Raw genomic sequence first — 20,461 nt, 5'->3', positions numbered from 1 at the left:
GTGCGACACTGGTGCCATGAGCGTGCTCGACCCGAACCCCAAGAACGGCCAGAAGACCCTGGTCACCATCCTCGGCGTGATGCTCGGCATCACCGTCGTCATCGGCGTCATCGCGACGCTCGCCTCGCCCTGACACCACCGCCTCGGCACGGACGCGCGGCGCCCGCGCGTCCCGCCGATGGTGGTGCTGGCCCCACCGTCCCCTAGGGGGCCAGTGTCAGGGGTAAGTGGGTGGCTCACCGGATGGGGGCCCGGCGCCCGTCTCCGTAGGTTCTTAGTACACCGCGACGAGGCGGTGCACCGAACCGCTCGGAGGCGATCCCATGTCCGCCGGTACGCGACCCAGGACACCCGGCACCACCGCGCAGACGCGTCTGCCGTGGTGGGCGCTCGCGCTGCCCGCCGTCGGCTTCGTGGCGCTGTTCGTCCTGCTGGCCTCGCCCGCCTCGGCCGACACCGGTTCCACGGCCTTCGCCGAGGGCACGGTCTCCCGCGCGGTGGAATTCGTCCGGCACGCCCTGCAGAGCTGAGCCGGGCGGGGCTGGGGTACCCCCTCGGGGCAAGCCTCCCAACACCCCGCGCCTCGCCGTCCGTTTCATGCGAAGCTGGAAAACATGAGCGCCGAACCGACCCGCAGGATTGTTCTTCTCCGGCACGCCAAGGCCGAGTGGTCCGACGATTCCGACCATGAGCGCCCGCTCGCGGAGCGCGGCCGCAAGGATTCCCCGGTCGCCGGGCGCCGGCTCGCCACCGCCGGCATCATCCCCGACCTGGCCCTCTGTTCGACCTCCGTCCGCACCCGGGAGACCTGGAAGCTCGCCGTCCACGAGCTGCCCCAGCGCCCGCGCACGGTCTATGAGGACCGGCTGTACGAGGCCTCCCTCGGCGAGCTCATCGCGGTGATCAACGAGACGTCCGACGAAGTGGCCGACCTGCTGCTCGTCGGGCACAACCCCGGCATGCACGCCCTGGCCGACGCGCTGGCCGGCGAGGCCGAGAGCGACCTCCTGCCCCGGCTGAACCGCTCCGGATTCCCCACCGCCGCGATCGCGGTGCTCACCTTCAGCGGGCCCTGGAAGAGCGTCGAGCACGGCAGCGGCAAGCTGGTCGCGTTCTGGCCGCCCCACGAGTAGGCCTGCCGGCCGGGCGTAGGTGTGCGTCCTCGGGGCGCCCTCTGCGGGCGGGGCTGGATGTGCCGCCTGCGGCGGGGCGCCCTGCGGGCGCGTCCTCAAACGCCGGACGGGCTTGTTGTGTCCGAGCTCGGCCACGACAAGCCCGTCGGGGCGTGGGGTGTGCGTCCTCGGTCCGTCCTCCGCGGACGGGGCCGCGTGTGCCGCCTGCGGCGGGGCGCCCTGCGGGCGCGTCCTCAAGCGCCGGACGGGCTGGAATCGGCTGAGCTCAGCCGAAGCAAGCCCGTCCGGCGCTTGAGGACACCGCTCACTCGTGGTCGTGGGTGTTCGCGGCCTCGACCTCTTCGCGGGTGACGCCCAGCAGATACAGCACGGTGTCCAGGAACGGCACGTTCACGGCGGTGTGCGCCGCCTCGCGCACCACGGGCTTCGCGTTGAACGCCACGCCCAGACCCGCCGCGTTGAGCATGTCCAGATCGTTCGCGCCGTCCCCGATCGCCACCGTCTGTGAGAGCGGGACCCCCGCTTCGGCGGCGAACCGGCGCAGCAGCCGGGCCTTGCCCGCCCGGTCCACGATCTCGCCGGTGACCCGGCCGGTCAGCTTGCCGTCGACGATCTCCAGGGTGTTCGCGGAGGCGAAGTCCAGCCCCAGCCGCTCCCGCAGATCGTCCGTGACCTGGGTGAAGCCGCCGGAGACGACACCCACCTGATAGCCGAGCCGCTTCAGCGTCCGGATCAGCGTCCGGGCGCCCGGCGTGAGCCGGACCTCCGCGCGCACCTTCTCCGCCACCGACGCGTCCAGCCCCGCCAGCAGCGCCACCCGGGCGTGCAGCGACTGCTCGAAGTCCAGCTCGCCCCGCATCGCCCGGGCCGTCACCTCCGCGACCTCGGCCTCGCAGCCCGCGTGCGCCGCGAACAGCTCGATGACCTCGTCCTGGATCAGCGTCGAGTCGACGTCCATCACGACCAGGCGCTGCGCCCGACGCTGGAGCCCGGCCGCCACGACCGCCACATCGACACCGAGCGCGGCCGCCTCGGTGGCCAGCGCGGTGCGCAGCGCCTCCGTCCCGGCGCCCGAGACTGCGAACTCCACCGCCGTCACGGGGTACTTGGCCAGCCGGAAGATACGGTCGATATTGCCGCCCGTACCGGTGATCCGGGCGGCGATGGCTGCCGTCGACTCCGCCGTGAGCGGGTGACCGAGCACGGTCACATGGGAACGGCCCGTGCCGCGCGGCCGGTTGTCGCCCCGGCCGGAGATGATCTCCGCCTGGAGCCGCAGGGACTCCGCCCAGCTGTGCACGGTCGCCCGCAGGCCGCCCTCGGCGCCGGGGCCTCCCTCGGGGGCGGTCACCAGGACGCACAGGGTGATCCGGCCCCGGGTGACGATCTGCTCGATGTCTATGACATCCACGGCGTAGGCGGCGAGGGTGTCGAAGAGCCCGGCGGTGATGCCCGGCCGGTCCTTCCCGAAGATCTTGACGAGGAGGGTGGGGTCGTCGTCGCCGAGTGCGGCGGGAGTGCCAGGCGGGGTCTGCGATGCGCTCATGGTGACCCCTACGTTATCCGGCGCCGCTCCGGACCCGTACACGTGTCCCGGGGACCGGACAGGGGGCGAGCGGACAGGGGGCGAGGGCCGCCGGTCCGTACCGCTCGGCGTCCGTACCCCCGGGCGTCAGCGCCGCCGCCCGGGCACCCCCGGCGGTGGCGGCTCCTCCGGCGGCGTCCCGAACGGCCGCCCGTAGCGGGGCCGGGGGCGGGGCGGCAGCGGCGGCTGCCCCGTCTGGGTCTGCGTCTGGGCGCCCGGATCGCCCGCGCCGGGGTACCGGGGCGGCGGGTCGCCTACGACCGGCCGCAGATAGGGATTGGTGTCCCCGCGCGAGGGACGGTACGCCGACGAGGGGTTGTACGGCCCCGGCAGCCAGGCCGGATCGGGGTACGCGCGGGCCGCGCCCGCCCCCGGCGCGCCCGTGGTGGCCCGGAGCCCGGCCGCGCCCGTGGCCAGGGCCAGCAGCGCCCCGCCCGCCCCGGCGCCCGCGCCCCACACGGCGCCCAGCACCAGCGCCACGGGGACGTTCCCGCTCAGCTCCAGCCCCGCCCCGAAGGCGTCGAAGCCGAGCACCGACAGGCTCGCGTCCGCCTTCACCCGGGTCAGCAGCACCAGCAGCGGCAGCACGAGCGCCGAGGCGAGAGCGAGCCGCAGCGCGCACCGGGCCGCGAAGCCCACCGGACCGGTCCGGCCGCGGGGCGTGCGGACCGCGGTCAGCAGCCCGGCCGTGAGCATGAGCAGCGCGCACGCCACGGTCAGCAGCCACACCCGGCTGTCGAACTCCGCGAGCCGGCCCACCGTCACCGTCTCGTCCGCGCTCATCCCCAGCAGCTCGTCGAGCGGGGCGGGCAGCACCTGGGTGAGCGCCCCGCTGGCCGAGCCCCGCCAGGGGACGAGCAGTCCCAGCGGCACCCCCAGCCAGACCCCGTTCGGCGCGCCGAGCAGGGCCGCCCCCAGCACCCGCCGCGGATGGCCGTCGCCCGTCGCCGCGTACGCGGCCGCGGCGAGGCCCGCGCCGACCGCCAGCACCAGCACGGCGCACAGCGCGGAGACCGCCGGGCGCACGGCGCGGTCCACCGCGCCCCAGCCGCGCGGCAGCGGTGCCCGGCGCGAGACCAGCAGCGCGATCACCAGGACGGCGAGCACCCACAGCGCTCCGGCCAGCAGTGAGGGCCCGGTCCGCACACTGAAACCGACCGCCGCTTTGGCGCCCGCCAGGTCGGCGAGCCGGTCCGGCAGGCCGCCGCCGATGTCGCCGAGGCCGGGTATCTCCAGATGCGGGCCCCCGCCCGGGCCGCCGCCGAGGCCGAGCTCCTTGCCGTCGATGGTGACGGTGTCCTCGCCCGCCCAGGCGAGACCGGCGAGCAGGAGCAGAAAGAGCCCGGCCACCGCGACCACCCGGGCGAGGAGCTCGGCCGGGCGCGGGGTGCCGCCGGCCGCCCGCAGCGACCGGGCGAAGATCCAGCCCAGCAGCAGTGCCCCCGCCAGGCTCACCCCCAGTGGCGCGATGTCGATCGCGGTGTACGCGCCGGATGCCTGCAGACCAAAGGCCTCCACATCGCCCGAAGGTGTGACGGATCCCCCCACGGCGAGCACGATCGCGGCCGCCGTCATCGGTCCGAGCGCGCCCGCCCCGTCCGCCCCGAGCAGATGCAGGCCCGCCGCCGCCACCCCCGCCATGGCCAGAAAGGACCAGCTCACCGCCGCTATCGCGGTGAGCAGTACATGTGCGCCGCGCAGGCGGCGGCTGCCGCTGCCGATGGTCATCACGGCCCCCCCGATTCCGACCCCTTGCCCGGAAGCGCACGTTCCGTACGCATCCATGGGCGGTTACTACTCTCCGGGCGACTTTCGGCCGAGTCAACGGTGCCTGTTACACGACTGCGTCAGTCCCCGAGTTTCGGATCGGCGACTGGGCCTGAAATAGTTCCACCCGATGTTCGCCATCCCTAGACTCCCTGTGCAGACTTCCTGCGCGAGGGGTGCATCGGGGGACAAGTAGTGGGGCATGGAGTGCCGGAACTCGTACTGGAATTGAATGGACAGACGTGGACGCTCGATCCGTCCAGGTCCTACAGCCTGGGGCGCGACCCCCAGGGTGACATGGTGCTGGAGGACGCCCGGGTCTCGTGGCGGCACGCCACCGTCCGGTGGGGCGGGCACAGTTGGGTCATCGAGGACCACGGCAGCACCAACGGCACCTATGTACAGGGCCAGCGGATCCAGCAGATGGAGATCGGCCCCGGCCAGGCGGTGAACCTGGGCAACGCGACCGACGGTCCGCGGCTGAATCTCACCGTTGCCGGCGCCTCCGCACCGGTCGCGGACATCTACAACGCGCACACCGCGATGGCCGCGCCCGTGCAGGGCCGTCAGGCGCCGCCGCAGCACCAGCAGCAGCCGGGCATGGGCTGGCAGCAGCCCCAGCAGCCGCAGCAGTATCAGGACCCCGCGCAGCAGCAGGGCGGCTGGCAGCAGCCCCAGCACCAGCAGCACCAGCAGGCGTACGTCCCGCAGCAGCAGTCGCCCGCGCACCAGGCGCCCGGCGGCGGTGCCGGAGCCCCGCCCGCCCACGGTGACCGCAGCCCCACCAGCTTCCACCAGATGGCGCTCGGCCGTGTGATGCGCATCGGTCGTGCCCTGGAGAACGAGCTGGTCGTCTCCGACCTCCAGGTCTCCCGGCACCACGCCGAATTCCGGGCCACGCACGACGGCCGCTTCGAGATCGTCGACCTCGGCAGCCACAACGGCACGTATGTCAACGGTCAGCCGGTCCGCCAGCAGATCATCGGCCCGAACGACATCATCGGTGTCGGTCACTCCACGTTCCGGCTCGTCGGCGACCGCCTCGAGGAGTTCGTCGACACCGGCGACGTCTCCTTCTCCGCCCGTCACCTCACGGTCACCGTCGAGGGCGGCAAGCAGATCCTCAAGGACGTCTCCTTCGGCGTCCCCGAGAAGTCGCTGATCGCGGTCATCGGCCCGTCCGGCTCCGGCAAGTCCACCCTGCTCAAGGCGCTCACCGGATACCGCCCGGCCAACGAGGGCGACGTCCTCTACGACAACCGGAACCTGTACAAGCAGTTCGCCGAGCTGCGTCAGCGCATCGGTCTCGTCCCGCAGGACGACATCCTGCACAAGGAGCTCACCGTCCGGAAGGCGCTGAGGTACGCGGCCAAGCTCCGCTTCCCCGGCGACACCGCGGCGTCCGAGCGCGAGGCCCGTATAACCGAGGTCCTGGGCGAGCTGAAGCTCGACATCCACGCCGACAAGAAGGTCACCTCCCTCTCCGGCGGCCAGCGCAAGCGCGTCTCCGTCGCCCTGGAGCTGCTCACCAAGCCGTCGCTGATCTTCCTGGACGAGCCGACCTCCGGTCTCGACCCGGGCATGGACCGCGACGTCATGCAGCTGCTGCGCGGCCTCGCCGACGACGGCCGTACGGTCCTCGTGGTCACCCACTCCGTCGCCGAGCTGGCGCTCTGCGACAAGCTGCTGGTCATGGCGCCCGGCGGCTCGGTCGCCTACTTCGGCCCGCCGGAGGAGGCGCTCAACTTCTTCGGCTACGAGACGTGGGCCGATGTCTTCTCCGCCTTCGAGAACTACCGGGACTACGACTGGTCGGGCCGCTGGCGCGGCTCGCAGCACTACCAGATGTACGCCGCGGACCTCGACGCCGTGGCCCCGCAGGCCGTACACGTACAGCCCCAGATGGTCCGCCCGCCCAAGCCGCAGAGCTGGGGCTCCCAGCTGTGGACGCTGATGCGCCGGTACGTCTCGGTCATCGCCTCCGACCGCGGCTTCATGGGTCTGATGCTCATCCTGCCCGCCGTGCTCGGCGGCGTCAGCTGCGTGATCCCCTCCGACTTCGGCCTGGCGGCGCCCGGGAAGGGGCACTTCAACCAGGACGCCGGCACGATCATGCTGATCCTCGCGGTCGGCGCGTGCTTCTCCGGTGCGGCCAACTCCGTCCGTGAGTTGATCAAGGAACGGGTGATCTACGAACGGGAGCGCGCCGTCGGCCTCTCCCGGTCGGCGTATCTGATGTCCAAGGTGATCATCCTCGGTCTGATCACCGCGGTGCAGGGCGTGATCATCTCCGCGATCGGCTTCTCGGTCCGCGAGCTGCCGGCGGAGGGGCTGATCCTCAAGGCCCTGCCGGCCGCCGAGCTCTGCCTGGTGATCATCGCGCTCGGCTTCACCTCGATGATGATCGGCCTGGTCATCTCCGCCCTGGTGAAGACCGCCGAGAAGACCATGCCGCTGCTGGTCATGTTCGCGATCGTCCAGGTCGTCTTCACCGGCATCATGTTCAAGATCTACGACTCGCCGGGCATCGAGCAGTTCGCCTGGCTGATGCCGTCCCGCTGGGCCATCGGCGCCGCCGGTGCCACGCTGGACCTCTCGCACATCATGGCCCCGATGGACAAGGGCAACCCGAAGAACCTCGATCCGCTCTGGGAGCACACCGCCGCCCAGTGGGGCATCGACATGACCGTGCTGATCATCCTCGGTGTCATCTGCGGCTTCGCGGTCGCACGCCTGCTGCGCCGCCACGAGCCGGAGGTCATGCGCAACTAGTCCCGTTCGTACCCACGCGTACCAACGCCGAAGGGCGGCACCCGGTCCGGGTGCCGCCCTTCGGCGTATGCGCTGTCCGTCGACTCTTAGTAGGCGGAGTTGACGTTGTCCATCGAGCCGTACTTGTCGGCCGCGTAGTTGCAGGCCGCGGTGATGTTGGCGACCGGGTCGTAGATGTCCCAGGAGGTGCCTTCGACGTGGTACGCCTTGAAGGTCGGGTCGATCACCTGGAGCAGGCCCTTGGAGGGGACGCCGTTGATGGCGTTGATGTCCCAGTTGTTGATCGCGCGGGGGTTGCCGGACGACTCACGCAGGATGTTGCGCTTGATGCCCTCGAAGGAGCCGGGGATGCCCTTGGCGCGCATGACGTCCAGCGCCTCGTTGATCCAGCCGTCGAGGTTGTTCGCGTAGGTCTTCTTCGCCGGGGCGGCGGGGGCGACCGGGGCGGGCTTGCGCGCGGCCGAACGGCTCGCGGCTTCCTTGTCGGCGCGCTCCTTGTCGGCCTTGGCCTTGGCGGCCTCGGCGTCGGCCTTCTTCTTGGCCTCGGCCTGCGACTTCGCCACCTTGGCGGCGTTGTCGGACTGCTTGGTCAGCTCGTTCTGCTGGTGCTCCGTACCGAACTCGGAGGCGCTCCAGGCGACCGGCTTCACGGCGACGGACTGCTTGTCCTCGTCGGCGGCGGCACCGGGGACGACGGCGAAGGCCAGGGAGGCGGCGCCGACTGCGGCGATACCGGCCATGGAGAACTTGTGGGCCTTGGTCAGGCGGCTATAACCAGAGATGGGGGAGCGCATGAGTGAGCTGAACCTCTTCCAATCGCGTGAGTCGCAAGGGCCGGACTGGCGCGGTGAGCGCCGTTTTTCGTTCGACGGCGCCGTGCGACTGGGCAATTGTTAGCGGCTGCAAAATCCTGTGGCAAAGGTGTGACGTACTATCCCGCTTCGTTGCGACGGGGGGTGCGGAGGGCACCGAAAACGCCCCGGCTACCCGCTTACAGCGGTCTTATCCGTCCACTAGCCGAGGTCGTAAGTGATGTGGGTCCTATGCGCGGGGTCACACCGGAAACCCCCCACGGTCGCCCGGTGTGACCGTTCGCGTACGCGGATATGCCCGTTCCGGGGCCTGGTGGAGGCGTCTCAGACCTCGACCAGCACCTGATCGAGGCTCTTGCGCACCAGATCCGGCACCCGGCAGTCCGCCGCCGGGTACCCCACCGGGATCACCGCGAAGGCCTTCTCGTTCGCCGGGCGCCCCAGCACCTCGGACAGGAACCGCATGGGGCTCGGCGTGTGCACCAGCGCCGCCAGCCCCGACAGGTGCAGGGCCGAGAGCAGCATTCCGACCGCGATGCCGACCGACTCGTCCACGTAGTAGTGCTTGCGCTTGTCGCCGTCCTCGCCCAGCCAGTAGCGCTGCTGGAAGACCACGATCAGCGCGGGCGCGTCCGTCAGGTGCGGCTTGACCTCGTCCGTGCCCAGTGGGCGCAGCGCCGCCAGCCACTCCTCGCCCAGCCGGCCGTCGTAGGAGATCCGCTCCTCTTCCTCCGCGGCCGCCCGGATCCGCCGTCGCACCTCGGGGTCCTTCACCAGCGCGAACGTCCACGGCTGCTGATGCGCCCCGGACGGCGCGGTGGCCGCGCACGCGATCGCGTCGCGCACCACCTGCTCGGGCACCGGGTCGGCCGAGAACTGCCGGACGGTCCGGCGCCGGTCCATCCGCTCCCGCAGCTCGGCGGCGCGGGCGAGGGACTCCTCGGCGGGCATCCGCTCGGGGCGGTAGGGCACCGGCCGGTAGGGGTCACCGTGGGTGGGGGTCCACTGCGTCGTTGGTATAGACATATTCCGAGTCTGGTCCCCGGCCGGGCGCGATGAGGGGCACATGCCGGAACTCGTGCCCCGGATACCGGTGACCACACACCCGGGGACGGCCGAGCGGCCACACCCTTCCGTCCCCTTATATAGGCGATGAATCCATATGTCGTTTTTGGGGTGCCGGGGAAGCGGCTCGGCAGGCACTTCGGCCTAGGCCCCGAGACGTACCCCCGGCCGTCGCCGGTCCGATACGCCCCTGACCGCCCGTCGGTACGGTGAGGCCATGACCAATGGCCCACGCTCCGGCCTCACCGCCGTGAGCACCGCGCTCCTCGCCATGAGCCGGCACCTCGAGGTACGCGACGTCCTCAAGACGATCGTCGTCTCCGCCCGCGAGCTGCTGGACGCCGAGTACGCCGCGCTCGGCGTCCCCGACGACCACGGCGGTTTCGCCCAGTTCGTCGTCGACGGCATCAGCGAAGAGGAGTGGAAGGCCATCGGCCCGCTGCCGCGCCAGCACGGCATCCTGGCCGCGATGCTCAAGGAGGCCACCACCCAGCGCCTCGCCGACGTCCGCGAGGACCCCCGCTTCGAGGGCTGGCCCGACGCCCACCCCGAGATGAGCGACTTCCTCGGCATGCCCGTCGCCGACGGCGACGAGATCCTCGGCGCGCTGTTCCTGGCCAACAAGAAGACCACCGCGCAGCGGCCCCCGACGGAGCCCGGCGACTGCGCCTTCACCGCCGAGGACGAGGAACTGCTCGGCGTCCTCGCCCAGCACGCCGCCATAGCCCTCACCAACGCCCGCCTCTACGAGCGCAGCCGTGAGCTGACCATCGCGGGGGAGCGGGCCCGCCTCGCCCATGAGCTGCACGACGCCGTCGCCCAGAAGCTCTTCTCCCTGCGGCTGACCGCCCAGGCCGCCACCGCCCTGGTCGACCGCGACCCCGCCCGCGCCAAGGGCGAGCTGCAGCAGGTCGCCCAGCTCGCCGCCGAGGCGGCCGACGAGCTGCGCGCCGCGGTGGTGGAGCTGCGCCCCGCCGGACTCGACGAGGACGGGCTGATCGCCACCCTGCGCACCCAGGTCAAGGTCCTCGACCGGGCCCACGCCGCCCACGTCACCTTCGCCGTGCACGGCGTACGGGCCCTGCCGGCCGCCCAGGAGGAGGCGATGCTGCGCGTCGCCCAGGAGGCCCTGCACAACGCCCTGCGCCACTCCGGCGCCGAGCGCGTCGAGGTCGTCGTCAGCCGCGTCGGCCCGGTCGTGGCGCTGCGCGTGACCGACGACGGGCAGGGCTTCGACCCCTCGGCCGTCCGCCGGGCCGGCCGCCACCTCGGCCTCGTCTCGATGCGGGACCGGGCGAGCGGCGTCGGCGGCAGGCTGACCGTGACATCGGAGCCCGGCAAGGGCACCACGATCGAGATGGAGGTGCCGGGTGTCTGACCACCGCGTGATCCGGGTGCTGCTGGTCGACGACCACCAGGTCGTGCGCAGGGGGCTGCGGACCTTCCTGGAGGTCCAGGACGACATCGAGGTGGTGGGCGAGGCGGCGGACGGCGCCGAGGGCGTCGCCCGCGCCGAGGAGCTGCGCCCCGATGTCGTCCTCATGGACGTGAAGATGCCCGGCACCGACGGCATCGAGGCGCTGCGCAAGCTGCGGGAGCTGGCCAACCCCGCCCGGGTGCTGATCGTCACCAGCTTCACCGAGCAGCGCACCGTCGTCCCGGCGCTCCGGGCCGGGGCGGCCGGCTACGTCTACAAGGACGTGGACCCCGATGCCCTCGCCGGCGCGATCCGGTCCGTGCACGCCGGGCACGTGCTGTTGCAGCCCGAGGTGGCCGGGGCTCTGCTGGCCCAGGAGGAGACGGGCGGCGGCCACGGGCGGGGCAACGGGCTCACCGAACGGGAGCGCGAAGTGCTCGCGCTGATCGCGGACGGCCGGTCCAACCGGGAGATCGCCCGTGCCCTTGTGCTGTCGGAGAAGACTGTCAAGACCCACGTATCGAACATCCTGATGAAGCTCGACCTCTCCGACCGGACCCAGGCGGCGCTTTGGGCGGTACGCCACGGGATCGGGGCTTGAGTCCGTCATAACGGAACGTCGTCTTCTGATCAGAGATTCATACGGTCGTGTGGTCGTAGGCCCGGCCCCGCATCCAGACCGGCGGTGACCCGTTCTCCATACGTACCGCGGCGGCTGGCCGTGGCAACGTTCAGGAAGGTCATTAAGAAGTGAAGAACATGAAGAAGGCCGCTGCCGTCACGATCGCTGTCGGCGGTCTCGCCTTCGCCGGCGCCGGTGCGGCCTCCGCCCAGGCCGACGGCAACGCGCAGAACTCCCCGGGCATCGCTTCCGGCAACGTCGTCCAGGTGCCCGTCAAGGTCCCGGTCAACCTGTGCGGCAACACCGTCAGCGTGGTCGGTCTGTTCAACCCCGCCGCCGGGAACGTCTGCATCAACAAGTAATTCCGGCGCATTCTGCCCGCCCGGCTCCGTTCCGACGGGGCCGGGCTCCGGGGGCGAGCGATCGTCCGAACGAGGGCAACACCGCCGATGGCCGTGCCATCGGCGGTTCGCTGACGTTCATCAGTACGCGATCCCGCGGTCGGGGTCGCCACAGGGACATCAGCAAAAGGAAGACACCTCATGAACAGTGCCAAAAAGGCCGTCGTCGTTCTGGCCGCGGCAGGCGTCGTCGTCGGTAGCTCTGTGGGCGCCGCGTCCGCGAACGACGACAGGGGGCACGACGGCCGTCACGGCGCCGGTGCCCACGGTGTGACCAAGGGTTCGCCGGGCATCGTCTCGGGCAACGTCATCCAGGTGCCCATCGACATCCCGTTGAACGTCTGCGGCAACACCATCGACATCCTCCTCGGCATCCTCAACCCCACGTTCGGCAACACCTGCGTCAACGCCTGACGCACCCTGCCCCACCCCGAGCGTCGGAGAAGGCCCCGCGGACCGACCGGCCCGCAGGGCCTTCTCGCACGTCGGCACGGATCAGTGCCGCTCCCGCTCCTCCACCATCGCGTTGTACGCGGCCACCTGGGCCCGCCGGGCCGTCCGCTCCACCGGCCGCAGCGCCTCGGTCCGCGCGGCGATCTCCGACGCGCTCACCGCTCCGCCGTGCTCACGGCCCTCGCCGTCGCCCGGCTCGTAGGCGATCGCGATCAGCGCGCCCACCCGCTGCGCCAGCTCCAGGACCCGCACCGCGCGCGGCGGATATCCCGGCGCGAGCACCTCGCGCCCCCGCTCGGCCCGCGCCCGGTAGGCGTCCAGGGCGGCCTGCGCGACCGGGCCCGAACCGGCCACGTCGAGCCGGGAGAGGACTGCCGTCGCGTCCCGCAGGGCCTCGGCCAGCTCCCGCTCGGCCTCCCCGAGCGAGGGGACGTCCGCGGGCGGAGCCTCCCGCACGGGCAGGCAGTGCCACAGCACCTCCACATGCACATCGCCCTCGGGCCCGGCCTCGTACACCTCCGGCACGAGCCCGAGTGCGACACCGGAAGCGACGACCGCCTCCTCGGCCTCCAGCGCGCGGGCATTGAACTCCGGCGGGCCGCTCAGCCCCAGCGGGTGGCCCGGCGCGGGCAGCGCGAGCCGCAGCCCCCTGGCCCCGAGCACGCGCAGCCTGCCGAGCGCGAGCGTGAGGCCGACCGGCCCCGATTCCCCGGGCAGACCGGTGACGCGATGCACAACGTCGTCCCCGGTGATGTGGTGTGCGGCGTCATCCGGCGCGGCAAATCCGGCAATCAGGGCATTTCCCCACGCCGTGAGCCGTCCTGAGCGATGTTCATCGAGCATGGCCACCAGCCTAAGGACTGGCACCGACAGCCGGTGGCGTAGGTTTTCCTTGGGGACTGCGCCGACAGGCGCAAGCGACGACGAGACTGTAATGGGAGACAACGCGCTCATGAGCGATGTGCTGGAACTGGTGGACGTATCCGTGGTCCGCGAGGGCCGGGCTCTGGTGGACCAGGTCTCCTGGTCGGTCAAGGAGGGGGAGCGCTGGGTGATCCTCGGCCCCAACGGGGCCGGCAAGACCACTCTCCTCAATGTCGCCTCCAGCTACCTCTTCCCGACCAAGGGCTCGACCACGGTCCTCGGCGAGAAGCTCGGCAAGGTGGACGTCTTCGAGCTGCGCCCCCGCATCGGCATGGCGGGCATCGCCCTCGCCGACAAGCTGCCGCGCACCCAGACCGTCCTGGAGACGGTGCTGACCGCCGCGTACGGCATGACGGCCACCTGGCAGGAGGACTACGAGGAAGTCGACGAGCGGCGTGCCCGTGCCTTCCTCGACGTGCTCGGCATGACGGACTTCCTGGACCGGAAGTTCGGCACCCTCTCCGAGGGCGAGCGCAAGCGCACCCTCATCGCCCGCGCGATGATGACCGACCCCGAGCTGCTGCTGCTCGACGAGCCCGCCGCGGGCCTCGACCTGGGCGGCCGTGAGGACCTCGTCCGCCGCCTCGGCCGGCTCGCCAAGGACCCGCTCGCGCCCTCGATGGTCATGGTCACCCACCACGTCGAGGAGATCCCGCCCGGCTTCACCCACGTCCTGATGATCCGTCAGGGCAAGGTGCTCGCCGCGGGCCCCGTCGAGCTGGAGCTCACCTCCCGCAACCTCTCCCACTGCTTCGGCCTCCCCCTGATCGTCGAGCGCAACGGGGACCGCTGGACCGCCCAGGGCCTGCCGCTCGCGTAAGCAACACCGCGCCGCCAGGGCGCGTTGCCCCCGGCCCACGCCCGAGGACCGGGGGAGACGCCCCCAACGGCACCCCCCGGCACCCTGTCCCGCCGCCGCCCCCGCGCCTACCATGAACGAGTGGACGCATGGGTGTGGTGGCTCGTCGCCGCCGTCGGGCTGGGTATTCCGCTGGTCGTCACCGCGATGCCCGAATTCGGCATGTTCGCGGTCGGAGCCATCGCCGCCGCCGTCACCTCCGCCCTCGGCGGCGGCACCGTGGCGCAGTTCATCGTCTTCGCCGTCGTCTCCGTCGCCCTGATCGCCGTGGTGCGCCCCATCGCCGCCCGGCACAAGGCGCAGCGCCCCGAGCTGAGGTCGGGAATCGACGCCCTCAAGGGCCGTCAGGCCGTCGTGCTCGAGCGGGTCGACGCCGGCGGTGGCCGCATCAAGCTCGCCGGTGAGATCTGGTCGGCCCGCTCGTACGACACCGAGCGGAGCTTCGAGGCGGGGCAGCAGGTGGACGTCATCGAGATCGACGGCGCGACGGCCATCGTGATGTGAGCGATCCACGCGATGTGGGCCCAACGCCTGCACAGCGACGGGGGGTTCTGAAAGACTTCACGGAGTCGATCAACGTCTGCCCGGACCGACAGCCCGATCGACCACACCCGACATCACGACCAAGGCACGGGGAGCCACGATGGAACCGATCATCATCGTCCTGATCATCCTGGTGGTGCTCGTCTTCATCGCCCTCATGAAGACGGTGCAGGTGATCCCACAGGCCAGCGCCGCCATCGTCGAGCGCTTCGGCCGTTACACCCGCACCCTCAACGCGGGCCTGAACATCGTCGTCCCGTTCATCGACTCCATCCGCAACCGCATCGACCTCCGTGAGCAGGTCGTGCCGTTCCCCCCGCAGCCGGTGATCACCCAGGACAACCTGGTCGTCAACATCGACACCGTCATCTACTACCAGGTCACCGATGCCCGGGCCGCCACCTACGAGGTCTCCAGCTTCATCCAGGCCATCGAGCAGCTCACCGTCACCACCCTGCGCAACATCATCGGTGGCATGGACCTGGAGCGGACCCTCACCTCCCGCGAGGAGATCAACGCGGCCCTGCGCGGCGTCCTCGACGAGGCCACCGGCAAATGGGGCATCCGCGTCAACCGCGTCGAGCTCAAGGCCATCGAGCCGCCGACCTCCATCCAGGACTCGATGGAGAAGCAGATGCGCGCCGACCGGGACAAGCGCGCCGCGATCCTCACCGCCGAAGGCATCCGCCAGTCGCAGATCCTGACCGCCGAGGGCGAGAAGCAGTCCGCGATCCTGCGCGCCGAGGGCGAGGCCAAGGCCGCCGCGCTGCGCGCCGAGGGCGAGGCCCAGGCGATCCGCACGGTCTTCGAGTCCATCCACGCGGGCGACGCCGACGAGAAGCTGCTGTCCTACCAGTACCTCCAGATGCTCCCGAAGATCGCCGAAGGCGACGCCAACAAGCTCTGGATCGTGCCCAGCGAAATCGGCGACGCCCTCAAGGGCCTGAGCGGCGCCGTCGGCAACTTCGGCCCCATGAGCCGGGGTTCGAAGGACGCCAAGGAGCCCCCGCGCCGCGAGCAGCCGCCGATCGACTGAAGCCCCGTCGACTGTTGACGAAGATCCGTCCTGGTGCATGATCAGTGTGGCCCCTCGACCCCTGAACCGGCGGGGAGGCGACACACTGACCAAAGGAGATGGCGTTGTCCATCTGGGAAGCACTCGCGGTCTTCGCGGCCGGCATCGGCGCCGGCACCATCAACACCATCGTCGGCTCCGGCACCCTGATCACCTTTCCGGTGCTCCTCGCCACCGGACTACCGCCCATCACGGCCAACGTCTCCAACACGCTCGGCCTCGTCACCGGCAACATCAGCGGCGCCCTGGGCTACCGCCGCGAACTGCGCGGCCAGCGCCGCCGCATCATCCGCTTCGGCGTCACCGCCCTGATCGGCGGCCTCGCCGGAGCGATCCTGCTGCTCGCACTCCCGTCGAAGGCCTTCGACGCGATCGTGCCCGCCCTCATCGCCATCGCCCTGGTGCTCGTCGTCCTCCAGCCCCGGCTCGCCAAGGCCCTCGCCCGCCGCCGCGAGCGCAACGGCACCGAGGCGGCCGGCGACGGCGGCATCGCCCTGCTCGTCGGCCTGCTGCTGTCCAGCATGTACGGCGGCTACTTCGGCGCGGCCCAAGGCGTCCTCTACCTCTCCCTCATGGGCCTGCTCCTCCGTGACGACCTGCAGCGCATCAACGGCATAAAGAACATCCTCGCCGTCGTCGTCAACGGCGTCGCCGCGCTCTTCTTCCTGTTCGTCGCCGACTTCGACTGGACCGCCGTCGTGCTCATCGCGGTGGGATCCGCCATCGGCGGCCAGATCGGCGCGAAGGTCGGCCGCCGGCTCCCGCCGACCGCCCTGCGCGGCGTCATCGTCGCCGTGGGCATCGTCGCGATCGTCCAGCTCCTGCTCGACTGACGCGGCACCCGTGGGGGCCGTCCCGACGGGACGGCCCCCACGGGCCACCACCCCCGGCGCTTACGCCGGCTGGGCCAGCCACGAGGGAAGGGCGGCCCGGCTGTCCGCCCCCAGGGTGAACAGCAGCGACTCGGACGGCGTCGGCTCGAAGGGCCGGGTCAGCAGGCGCATTCCGGCCTGCTCGGGCGTACGGTCCGCCTTGCGGTGGTTGTCCTCCGCGCACGCCGCGACCGTGTTCAGCCAGCTGTCCGCACCCCCGCGCGAGCGCGGCAGCACGTGGTCCACCGTCGTCGCCCGCCGTCCGCAGTACGCGCACCGGTGCCGGTCGCGCACCAGCACCCCCCGCCGGGTCCACGGCGCCTGTCTTCGGAACGGCACCCGCACGTACCGGGAGAGCCTGATCACCCGGGGCACCGGCATCTCGACGGCCGACGCGCGGATCCGCAGACCGGGATGGGCCTGCTCGACGACGGCCTTGTCCTGCATCACGAGCACCACCGCCCGGCGCAGCGACACCGTCGCCAGCGGCTCGAAGCTCGCATTGAGAACCAACGTCTCCCGCATCCCGTCCACCTCCCGGCCCGTCCCCGCCCCAGCGGCAAAGATGGCTCAACTGTGCCGGTCGGAATGGCTGGGAACAACGCAATTTCCGCAGCACAAAAGGGAGTTGACGGCCCAGCGCGAAAGTGGAAAGGGGGAAACGCTCCGGGCCCTTCCCCCGTACGAACACGGGCCCGGAGCGCACGGCAGCGGACGCGGGCACCCGGCGTGAACCGGGCTCCGGCAGACGACGGGCGCTCTCTCGCGCCCCGCCGCCCCCGCCACTGCGGTATCTGCTGCCCGACGACCGGATGAGAGCCGTCAGCCATGCACCACTGTGCGGTGCACGGCAGCCGGGCGCAACGGAATTTCCGGACGCGGCCCAGGGACCGCGCCCGGACCGTACGGCACTCAGGCCGAGGCGGGAGCCTCGTACTCGCCGATCAACTCGGCGCGCGCCAGCGCGTGGAACCGCAGATGGAAGCCCACCACGGCCGGAGTGGCATCCTCGTCCGGCCCCAGCTTCTCCCGGTCCACTGCGTACACCGTGAACACATAACGGTGCGGCCCGTCCCCGGGCGGCGGAGCGGCCCCGCCGAAGTCCCGCGTCCCGTAGTCGTTGCGCACATGCACCGCACCCTCGGGCAGCCCCTTGAACCCGGCACTCCCCGCACCGGCCGGCAGCTCCGTCACGGACGCCGGGATGTCGAACAGCGACCAGTGCCAGAACCCGCTGCCCGTCGGCGCGTCCGGGTCGAAGCACGTCACGGCGAAGCTCTTCGTGCCCTCGGGAAAGCCCTCCCAGCGCAGCTGCGGCGAGGTGTTGCCCCCGCTCTGCACCTGGGCGTCACTGAGCGTCCCGCCCTGTGCCACGTCATCACTCACCACCGTGAACGAGGGCACCGGCGGGTGGAACTCGTGGGGGAGCGGCCGCCTCTTGTGCTCGGACACCTCAACACCTCCTGTACGCGCGGATCAGTGAAAGTGCCCAGCCTAACGAGGCCACGACGGGCACCGGCTGCGACCATACGGAGTGTGCTTCGACAAAACGGACGACGACACGGACGGCCGCCGGGCAGGCCCTGGCGCGCACTGACCGTGCTGCTGGCCTCGCTCCCCCTGCTCATGCTGCCGGCATGCACCTCCGGTGCCTCCAAGGCCGACAAGACCTCGCCCGCTTCCTCCTCCAGGACCTCCGCCGCGCCCACCGCGATCCCCGCCTGGGCGAAGGGCATGAAGACCGTCACCCCGGACCTGCTGCCGGCCGAGGCCCGCCGTACCCTCGAACTCATCGACAGGGGCGGCCCCTTCCCGTACGACAAGGACGGCACCGTCTTCGGCAACTACGAGAACCGGCTGCCCAAGCAGACCCGCGGGTACTACCACGAGTACACCGTCCCCACCCCGGGCGCCCGCACCCGCGGCGCCCGACGCATCATCACCGGCGACCACGCCGAGCGCTACTACACCGGCGACCACTACCAGACCTTCGAAGCGGTGGTACAACCATGACCGGCCCGCTGCCCGCACCAGGCCTCTCCGCGCTCCTCTACGGCTCCACCCCGCCGGGCGTCTACGACCTGCCCCCCACCGAGGCTCCCGCCCGCGTCCTGGCGCTCGCCGCCGACGCCGACTGGCGGGCCGCGCCGCTGCGCCTGGACGGCGTGACCGACAAGGCGGCCTTCCTCGACCGGTGCGCGGCCGACCTCGACTTCCCCGACTGGTTCGGCCGCAACTGGGACGCCCTCGCCGACTGCCTGATGGATCTCTCCTGGTGGCGCGAGGTCAGCAAGGTCCGTGGCTGTCTGCTGATCGCGGTGGACTGGGACGCCTTCCGCAAGGCGGCCCCCGAAGCCGCCGCCACCGCACAGGCGATCTTCGGCGAAGCCGTCGACCACTGGGCCGACAGCGAGTCCCCCCTGACGGTGCTGCTCGCCTGACGACGCCGGCCGGCAGACACCGCCGGGCGAGGGGCGCGCCGAGCGCGCGCCCCTCGGCCGATCACAGCCAGTTGCGCTGCCCGCCGACCTCCGCGAGCCACTGATTGAGGTAGGCCGCCCAGTCGGTCTGCGCGAACGACTGCAGATCGACGGTGAACGAGCGGTACGAGTCGCTGCCCTCGGTGAAGAGCCCCGGCTTCTTGTCCATCTCCAGCACGACGTCCATCTCGCGGTCGTCCGCGACGAACGACAGCTCGACCTGGTTCAGCCCCCGGTACTGCGGCGGGGCGAAGAACTCGATCTCCTGGTAGAAGGGCAGCCGCTGCCGTGTCCCACGGATCTGGCCACGCTCGAGGTCCGCGCTCTTGAAGGAGAAGCCGAGCTGACCGAAGGCGTCGAGGATGGCCTGCTGGGCCGGCATCGGGTGGACGTTCACCGGATCGAGGTCGCCGGAGTCCACCGCGCGGGCGATCGCCAGCTCCGTCGTCACGCCCACGTCCATCCCGGTCAGGTGCCGGCCCATGAACGTGGTGACCGGCGTCTCCCACGGGATCTCCAGCGCGAACGGCACCGAGTGCACCGCCCCGGCCTGCACCTCGAAGGCACCACCCAGCTGAAGACGCGCGAACTCGACGTCCTGCTTGTACTCGCTGTCCCCGCCCTCCACCTCCACGCGCGCCTGGAGGCCCACGCTCAGCCCCTCGATCCGCTGCGCGACGGAGCCGCCCTGGATCCGCACCTCACCCTGCACGACCCCGCCAGGGACGACGTTCTCCTCGAACAACACCGTCTCGACGGAAGCGCCTCCGGCACCCAGGCTCGCCAGCAGCTTCTTGAAACCCATGCTCTTCCTCCCCGGGCCCCGTTTTCCGGGCCCTTCCGTTACGCTCGATCGGCATGATCGACGCGCCTGACCGTATGCCACTCGCCCGGGAGTTCTTCGACCGTCCCGTCCTGGAGGTCGCACCGGACCTCCTCGGACGGACCCTCGTCCGCAGGACACCGGACGGGCCGATCGAGGTCCGCCTGACGGAGGTCGAGGCCTACGCGGGCGAGGCGGACCCCGGCTCGCACGCCTACCGCGGCCGTACCCAGCGGAACGCCTCGATGTTCGGACCGCCCGGGCACGCGTACGTCTACTTCATCTACGGCATGTGGTTCAGCCTCAACCTGGTCTGCGGCCCCGAAGGCACCGCGAGCGGTGTTCTCCTGCGCGGGGCTGAGGTGACCAAGGGCGCCGATCTCGCCCGCGAGCGACGCCCCAAGGCGCGCAAGGACCGCGAGCTGGCCCAGGGCCCGGCCCGGCTCGCCACCGCGCTCGACATCGACCGCACCCTGAACGGCATCGACATCTGCGCCGGCCCGGAGGCCCCTCTCTCGGTCCTCTTCGGCACCCCGGTCCCCGCCTCCCGCATCCGCAGCGGCCCCCGCACGGGCGTCGGCGGCGAGGGCGCGGCCCACCCCTGGCGCTTCTGGGCGGACGGGGATCCGACCGTCAGTCCCTACCGGGCTCATGTGCCGCGTCACCGGGGCAAGCAGGAGTAACGTGGAGGGTGCTTGACTCTGAAGCACCGAGCGCCTAACGTGGCCCGAGCCGCTTGAGATGGACAGCGCCATGTGCGTGGGCCGCTGGGTGGCACAACCACTACTACAAGGACGCACCCCGGATCGGGGTCTGTTTCGCTACCCCGAAATCAGATCGCGATCGGCTCGATTAGGA

At 71.2% G+C, this 20,461-nt stretch carries 23 protein-coding genes; 15 read left to right on the top strand and 8 right to left on the bottom strand.

Annotation, left to right across the window (positions count from 1 at the left end):
- The first annotated feature begins 16 nt into the window (after positions 1-16).
- The 3 genes from JO379_RS33645 to JO379_RS08075 all read left to right on the top strand — a co-directional run bounded on the left by JO379_RS33645 (position 17) and on the right by JO379_RS08075 (position 1,133).
- On the top strand, positions 17-133 hold the full coding sequence (locus JO379_RS33645) for an SGM_5486 family transporter-associated protein (RefSeq protein ID WP_260420554.1): 117 nt from the start codon (positions 17-19) through the stop codon (positions 131-133).
- Between the two features lie 190 nt (positions 134-323).
- Complete coding sequence (locus tag JO379_RS08080) at positions 324-530, top strand: hypothetical protein (protein ID WP_130877123.1); 207 nt, start codon at positions 324-326, stop codon at positions 528-530.
- Between the two features lie 84 nt (positions 531-614).
- Positions 615-1,133, top strand: a complete 519-nt coding sequence (locus JO379_RS08075; RefSeq protein WP_209514443.1) for a SixA phosphatase family protein — start codon at positions 615-617, stop codon at positions 1,131-1,133.
- A gap of 304 nt (positions 1,134-1,437) precedes the next feature.
- Here the strand turns inward: JO379_RS08075 and serB are convergent, their stop codons facing one another.
- A complete protein-coding gene (gene serB / locus JO379_RS08070; RefSeq protein WP_130877121.1) occupies positions 1,438-2,679 on the bottom strand; it encodes a phosphoserine phosphatase SerB in 1,242 nt (413 codons plus the stop codon).
- A 126-nt stretch (positions 2,680-2,805) separates the two neighbouring features.
- On the bottom strand, positions 2,806-4,446 hold the full coding sequence (locus JO379_RS08065) for a streptophobe family protein (RefSeq protein ID WP_130877120.1): 1,641 nt from the start codon (positions 4,444-4,446) through the stop codon (positions 2,806-2,808).
- A 234-nt stretch (positions 4,447-4,680) separates the two neighbouring features.
- Between JO379_RS08065 and JO379_RS08060 the strand changes: the two genes are divergently transcribed.
- Positions 4,681-7,257 (top strand): ABC transporter ATP-binding protein/permease, encoded by a 2,577-nt coding sequence (locus tag JO379_RS08060; protein ID WP_130877119.1) that lies wholly within the window; start codon positions 4,681-4,683, stop codon positions 7,255-7,257.
- Between the two features lie 86 nt (positions 7,258-7,343).
- On the opposite strand, the gene JO379_RS08055 is transcribed toward JO379_RS08060, so the two are convergent.
- Both JO379_RS08055 and JO379_RS08050 read right to left on the bottom strand, forming a co-directional pair.
- A complete protein-coding gene (locus JO379_RS08055; RefSeq protein WP_130877118.1) occupies positions 7,344-8,051 on the bottom strand; it encodes a transglycosylase SLT domain-containing protein in 708 nt (235 codons plus the stop codon).
- A 342-nt stretch (positions 8,052-8,393) separates the two neighbouring features.
- On the bottom strand, positions 8,394-9,095 hold the full coding sequence (locus JO379_RS08050; RefSeq protein ID WP_209514441.1) for a nitroreductase family protein: 702 nt from the start codon (positions 9,093-9,095) through the stop codon (positions 8,394-8,396).
- A 256-nt stretch (positions 9,096-9,351) separates the two neighbouring features.
- Between JO379_RS08050 and JO379_RS08045 the strand changes: the two genes are divergently transcribed.
- The 4 genes from JO379_RS08045 to JO379_RS08030 all read left to right on the top strand — a co-directional run bounded on the left by JO379_RS08045 (position 9,352) and on the right by JO379_RS08030 (position 11,988).
- Positions 9,352-10,512 carry a GAF domain-containing sensor histidine kinase gene (locus tag JO379_RS08045; RefSeq protein ID WP_209514440.1) on the top strand — a complete coding sequence of 387 codons (1,161 nt, stop codon included), beginning with the start codon at positions 9,352-9,354 and terminating at the stop codon, positions 10,510-10,512.
- Entirely contained in the window at positions 10,505-11,152 is a 648-nt protein-coding gene (locus JO379_RS08040) for a response regulator (RefSeq protein WP_130877116.1), read from the top strand. Before JO379_RS08045 ends, JO379_RS08040 begins: the two co-directional genes overlap by 8 nt.
- A gap of 149 nt (positions 11,153-11,301) precedes the next feature.
- Positions 11,302-11,535, top strand: a complete 234-nt coding sequence (locus JO379_RS08035; protein ID WP_130877115.1) for a chaplin — start codon at positions 11,302-11,304, stop codon at positions 11,533-11,535.
- A gap of 180 nt (positions 11,536-11,715) precedes the next feature.
- Positions 11,716-11,988 (top strand): chaplin, encoded by a 273-nt coding sequence (locus tag JO379_RS08030; protein WP_130877114.1) that lies wholly within the window; start codon positions 11,716-11,718, stop codon positions 11,986-11,988.
- Positions 11,989-12,069: 81 nt separating this feature from the next.
- Here JO379_RS08030 and JO379_RS08025 read toward each other — a convergent pair whose 3' ends face one another.
- A complete protein-coding gene (locus tag JO379_RS08025) occupies positions 12,070-12,870 on the bottom strand; it encodes an Rv1486c family protein (protein ID WP_130877113.1) in 801 nt (266 codons plus the stop codon).
- Between the two features lie 91 nt (positions 12,871-12,961).
- On the opposite strand from JO379_RS08025, the gene JO379_RS08020 reads away from it, so the two are divergent.
- The 4 genes from JO379_RS08020 (at position 12,962) to JO379_RS08005 (ending at position 16,261) form a co-directional block, all read left to right on the top strand.
- The gene (locus JO379_RS08020; RefSeq protein ID WP_130877112.1) at positions 12,962-13,771 is read left to right on the top strand and encodes an ABC transporter ATP-binding protein; all 810 of its coding nucleotides are present in this window, start codon (positions 12,962-12,964) and stop codon (positions 13,769-13,771) included.
- Between the two features lie 120 nt (positions 13,772-13,891).
- A complete protein-coding gene (locus tag JO379_RS08015; protein WP_130877111.1) occupies positions 13,892-14,314 on the top strand; it encodes an NfeD family protein in 423 nt (140 codons plus the stop codon).
- A 139-nt stretch (positions 14,315-14,453) separates the two neighbouring features.
- The gene (locus tag JO379_RS08010; protein ID WP_130877110.1) at positions 14,454-15,389 is read left to right on the top strand and encodes an SPFH domain-containing protein; all 936 of its coding nucleotides are present in this window, start codon (positions 14,454-14,456) and stop codon (positions 15,387-15,389) included.
- A 104-nt stretch (positions 15,390-15,493) separates the two neighbouring features.
- Positions 15,494-16,261, top strand: a complete 768-nt coding sequence (locus JO379_RS08005) for a sulfite exporter TauE/SafE family protein (RefSeq protein ID WP_130877109.1) — start codon at positions 15,494-15,496, stop codon at positions 16,259-16,261.
- A 60-nt stretch (positions 16,262-16,321) separates the two neighbouring features.
- On the opposite strand, the gene JO379_RS08000 is transcribed toward JO379_RS08005, so the two are convergent.
- Complete coding sequence (locus tag JO379_RS08000) at positions 16,322-16,825, bottom strand: HNH endonuclease (protein ID WP_130877108.1); 504 nt, start codon at positions 16,823-16,825, stop codon at positions 16,322-16,324.
- Between the two features lie 387 nt (positions 16,826-17,212).
- Entirely contained in the window at positions 17,213-17,752 is a 540-nt protein-coding gene (locus JO379_RS07995) for a YbhB/YbcL family Raf kinase inhibitor-like protein (protein ID WP_209514439.1), read from the bottom strand.
- Between the two features lie 84 nt (positions 17,753-17,836).
- Here JO379_RS07995 and JO379_RS07990 point away from each other — a divergent pair, with 84 nt between their 5' ends.
- Both JO379_RS07990 and JO379_RS07985 read left to right on the top strand, forming a co-directional pair.
- On the top strand, positions 17,837-18,313 hold the full coding sequence (locus JO379_RS07990) for a guanyl-specific ribonuclease (protein WP_307841920.1): 477 nt from the start codon (positions 17,837-17,839) through the stop codon (positions 18,311-18,313).
- Positions 18,310-18,741 (top strand): barstar family protein, encoded by a 432-nt coding sequence (locus tag JO379_RS07985; RefSeq protein ID WP_209514438.1) that lies wholly within the window; start codon positions 18,310-18,312, stop codon positions 18,739-18,741. The genes JO379_RS07990 and JO379_RS07985 overlap by 4 nt, the downstream gene beginning before the upstream one ends.
- A gap of 61 nt (positions 18,742-18,802) precedes the next feature.
- On the opposite strand, the gene JO379_RS07980 is transcribed toward JO379_RS07985, so the two are convergent.
- Entirely contained in the window at positions 18,803-19,585 is a 783-nt protein-coding gene (locus JO379_RS07980) for a sporulation protein (RefSeq protein WP_130877105.1), read from the bottom strand.
- 53 nt (positions 19,586-19,638) lie between these two features.
- Between JO379_RS07980 and JO379_RS07975 the strand changes: the two genes are divergently transcribed.
- Positions 19,639-20,286 carry a DNA-3-methyladenine glycosylase gene (locus JO379_RS07975; protein WP_130877104.1) on the top strand — a complete coding sequence of 216 codons (648 nt, stop codon included), beginning with the start codon at positions 19,639-19,641 and terminating at the stop codon, positions 20,284-20,286.
- Positions 20,287-20,461 lie beyond the last annotated feature (175 nt).

The sequence above is a fragment of the Streptomyces syringium genome (genome assembly GCF_017876625.1).
GTDB classification, from domain to species: Bacteria; Actinomycetota; Actinomycetes; order Streptomycetales; family Streptomycetaceae; genus Streptomyces; species Streptomyces syringius.
This window is presented reverse-complemented; position numbering and strand designations above follow the sequence as displayed.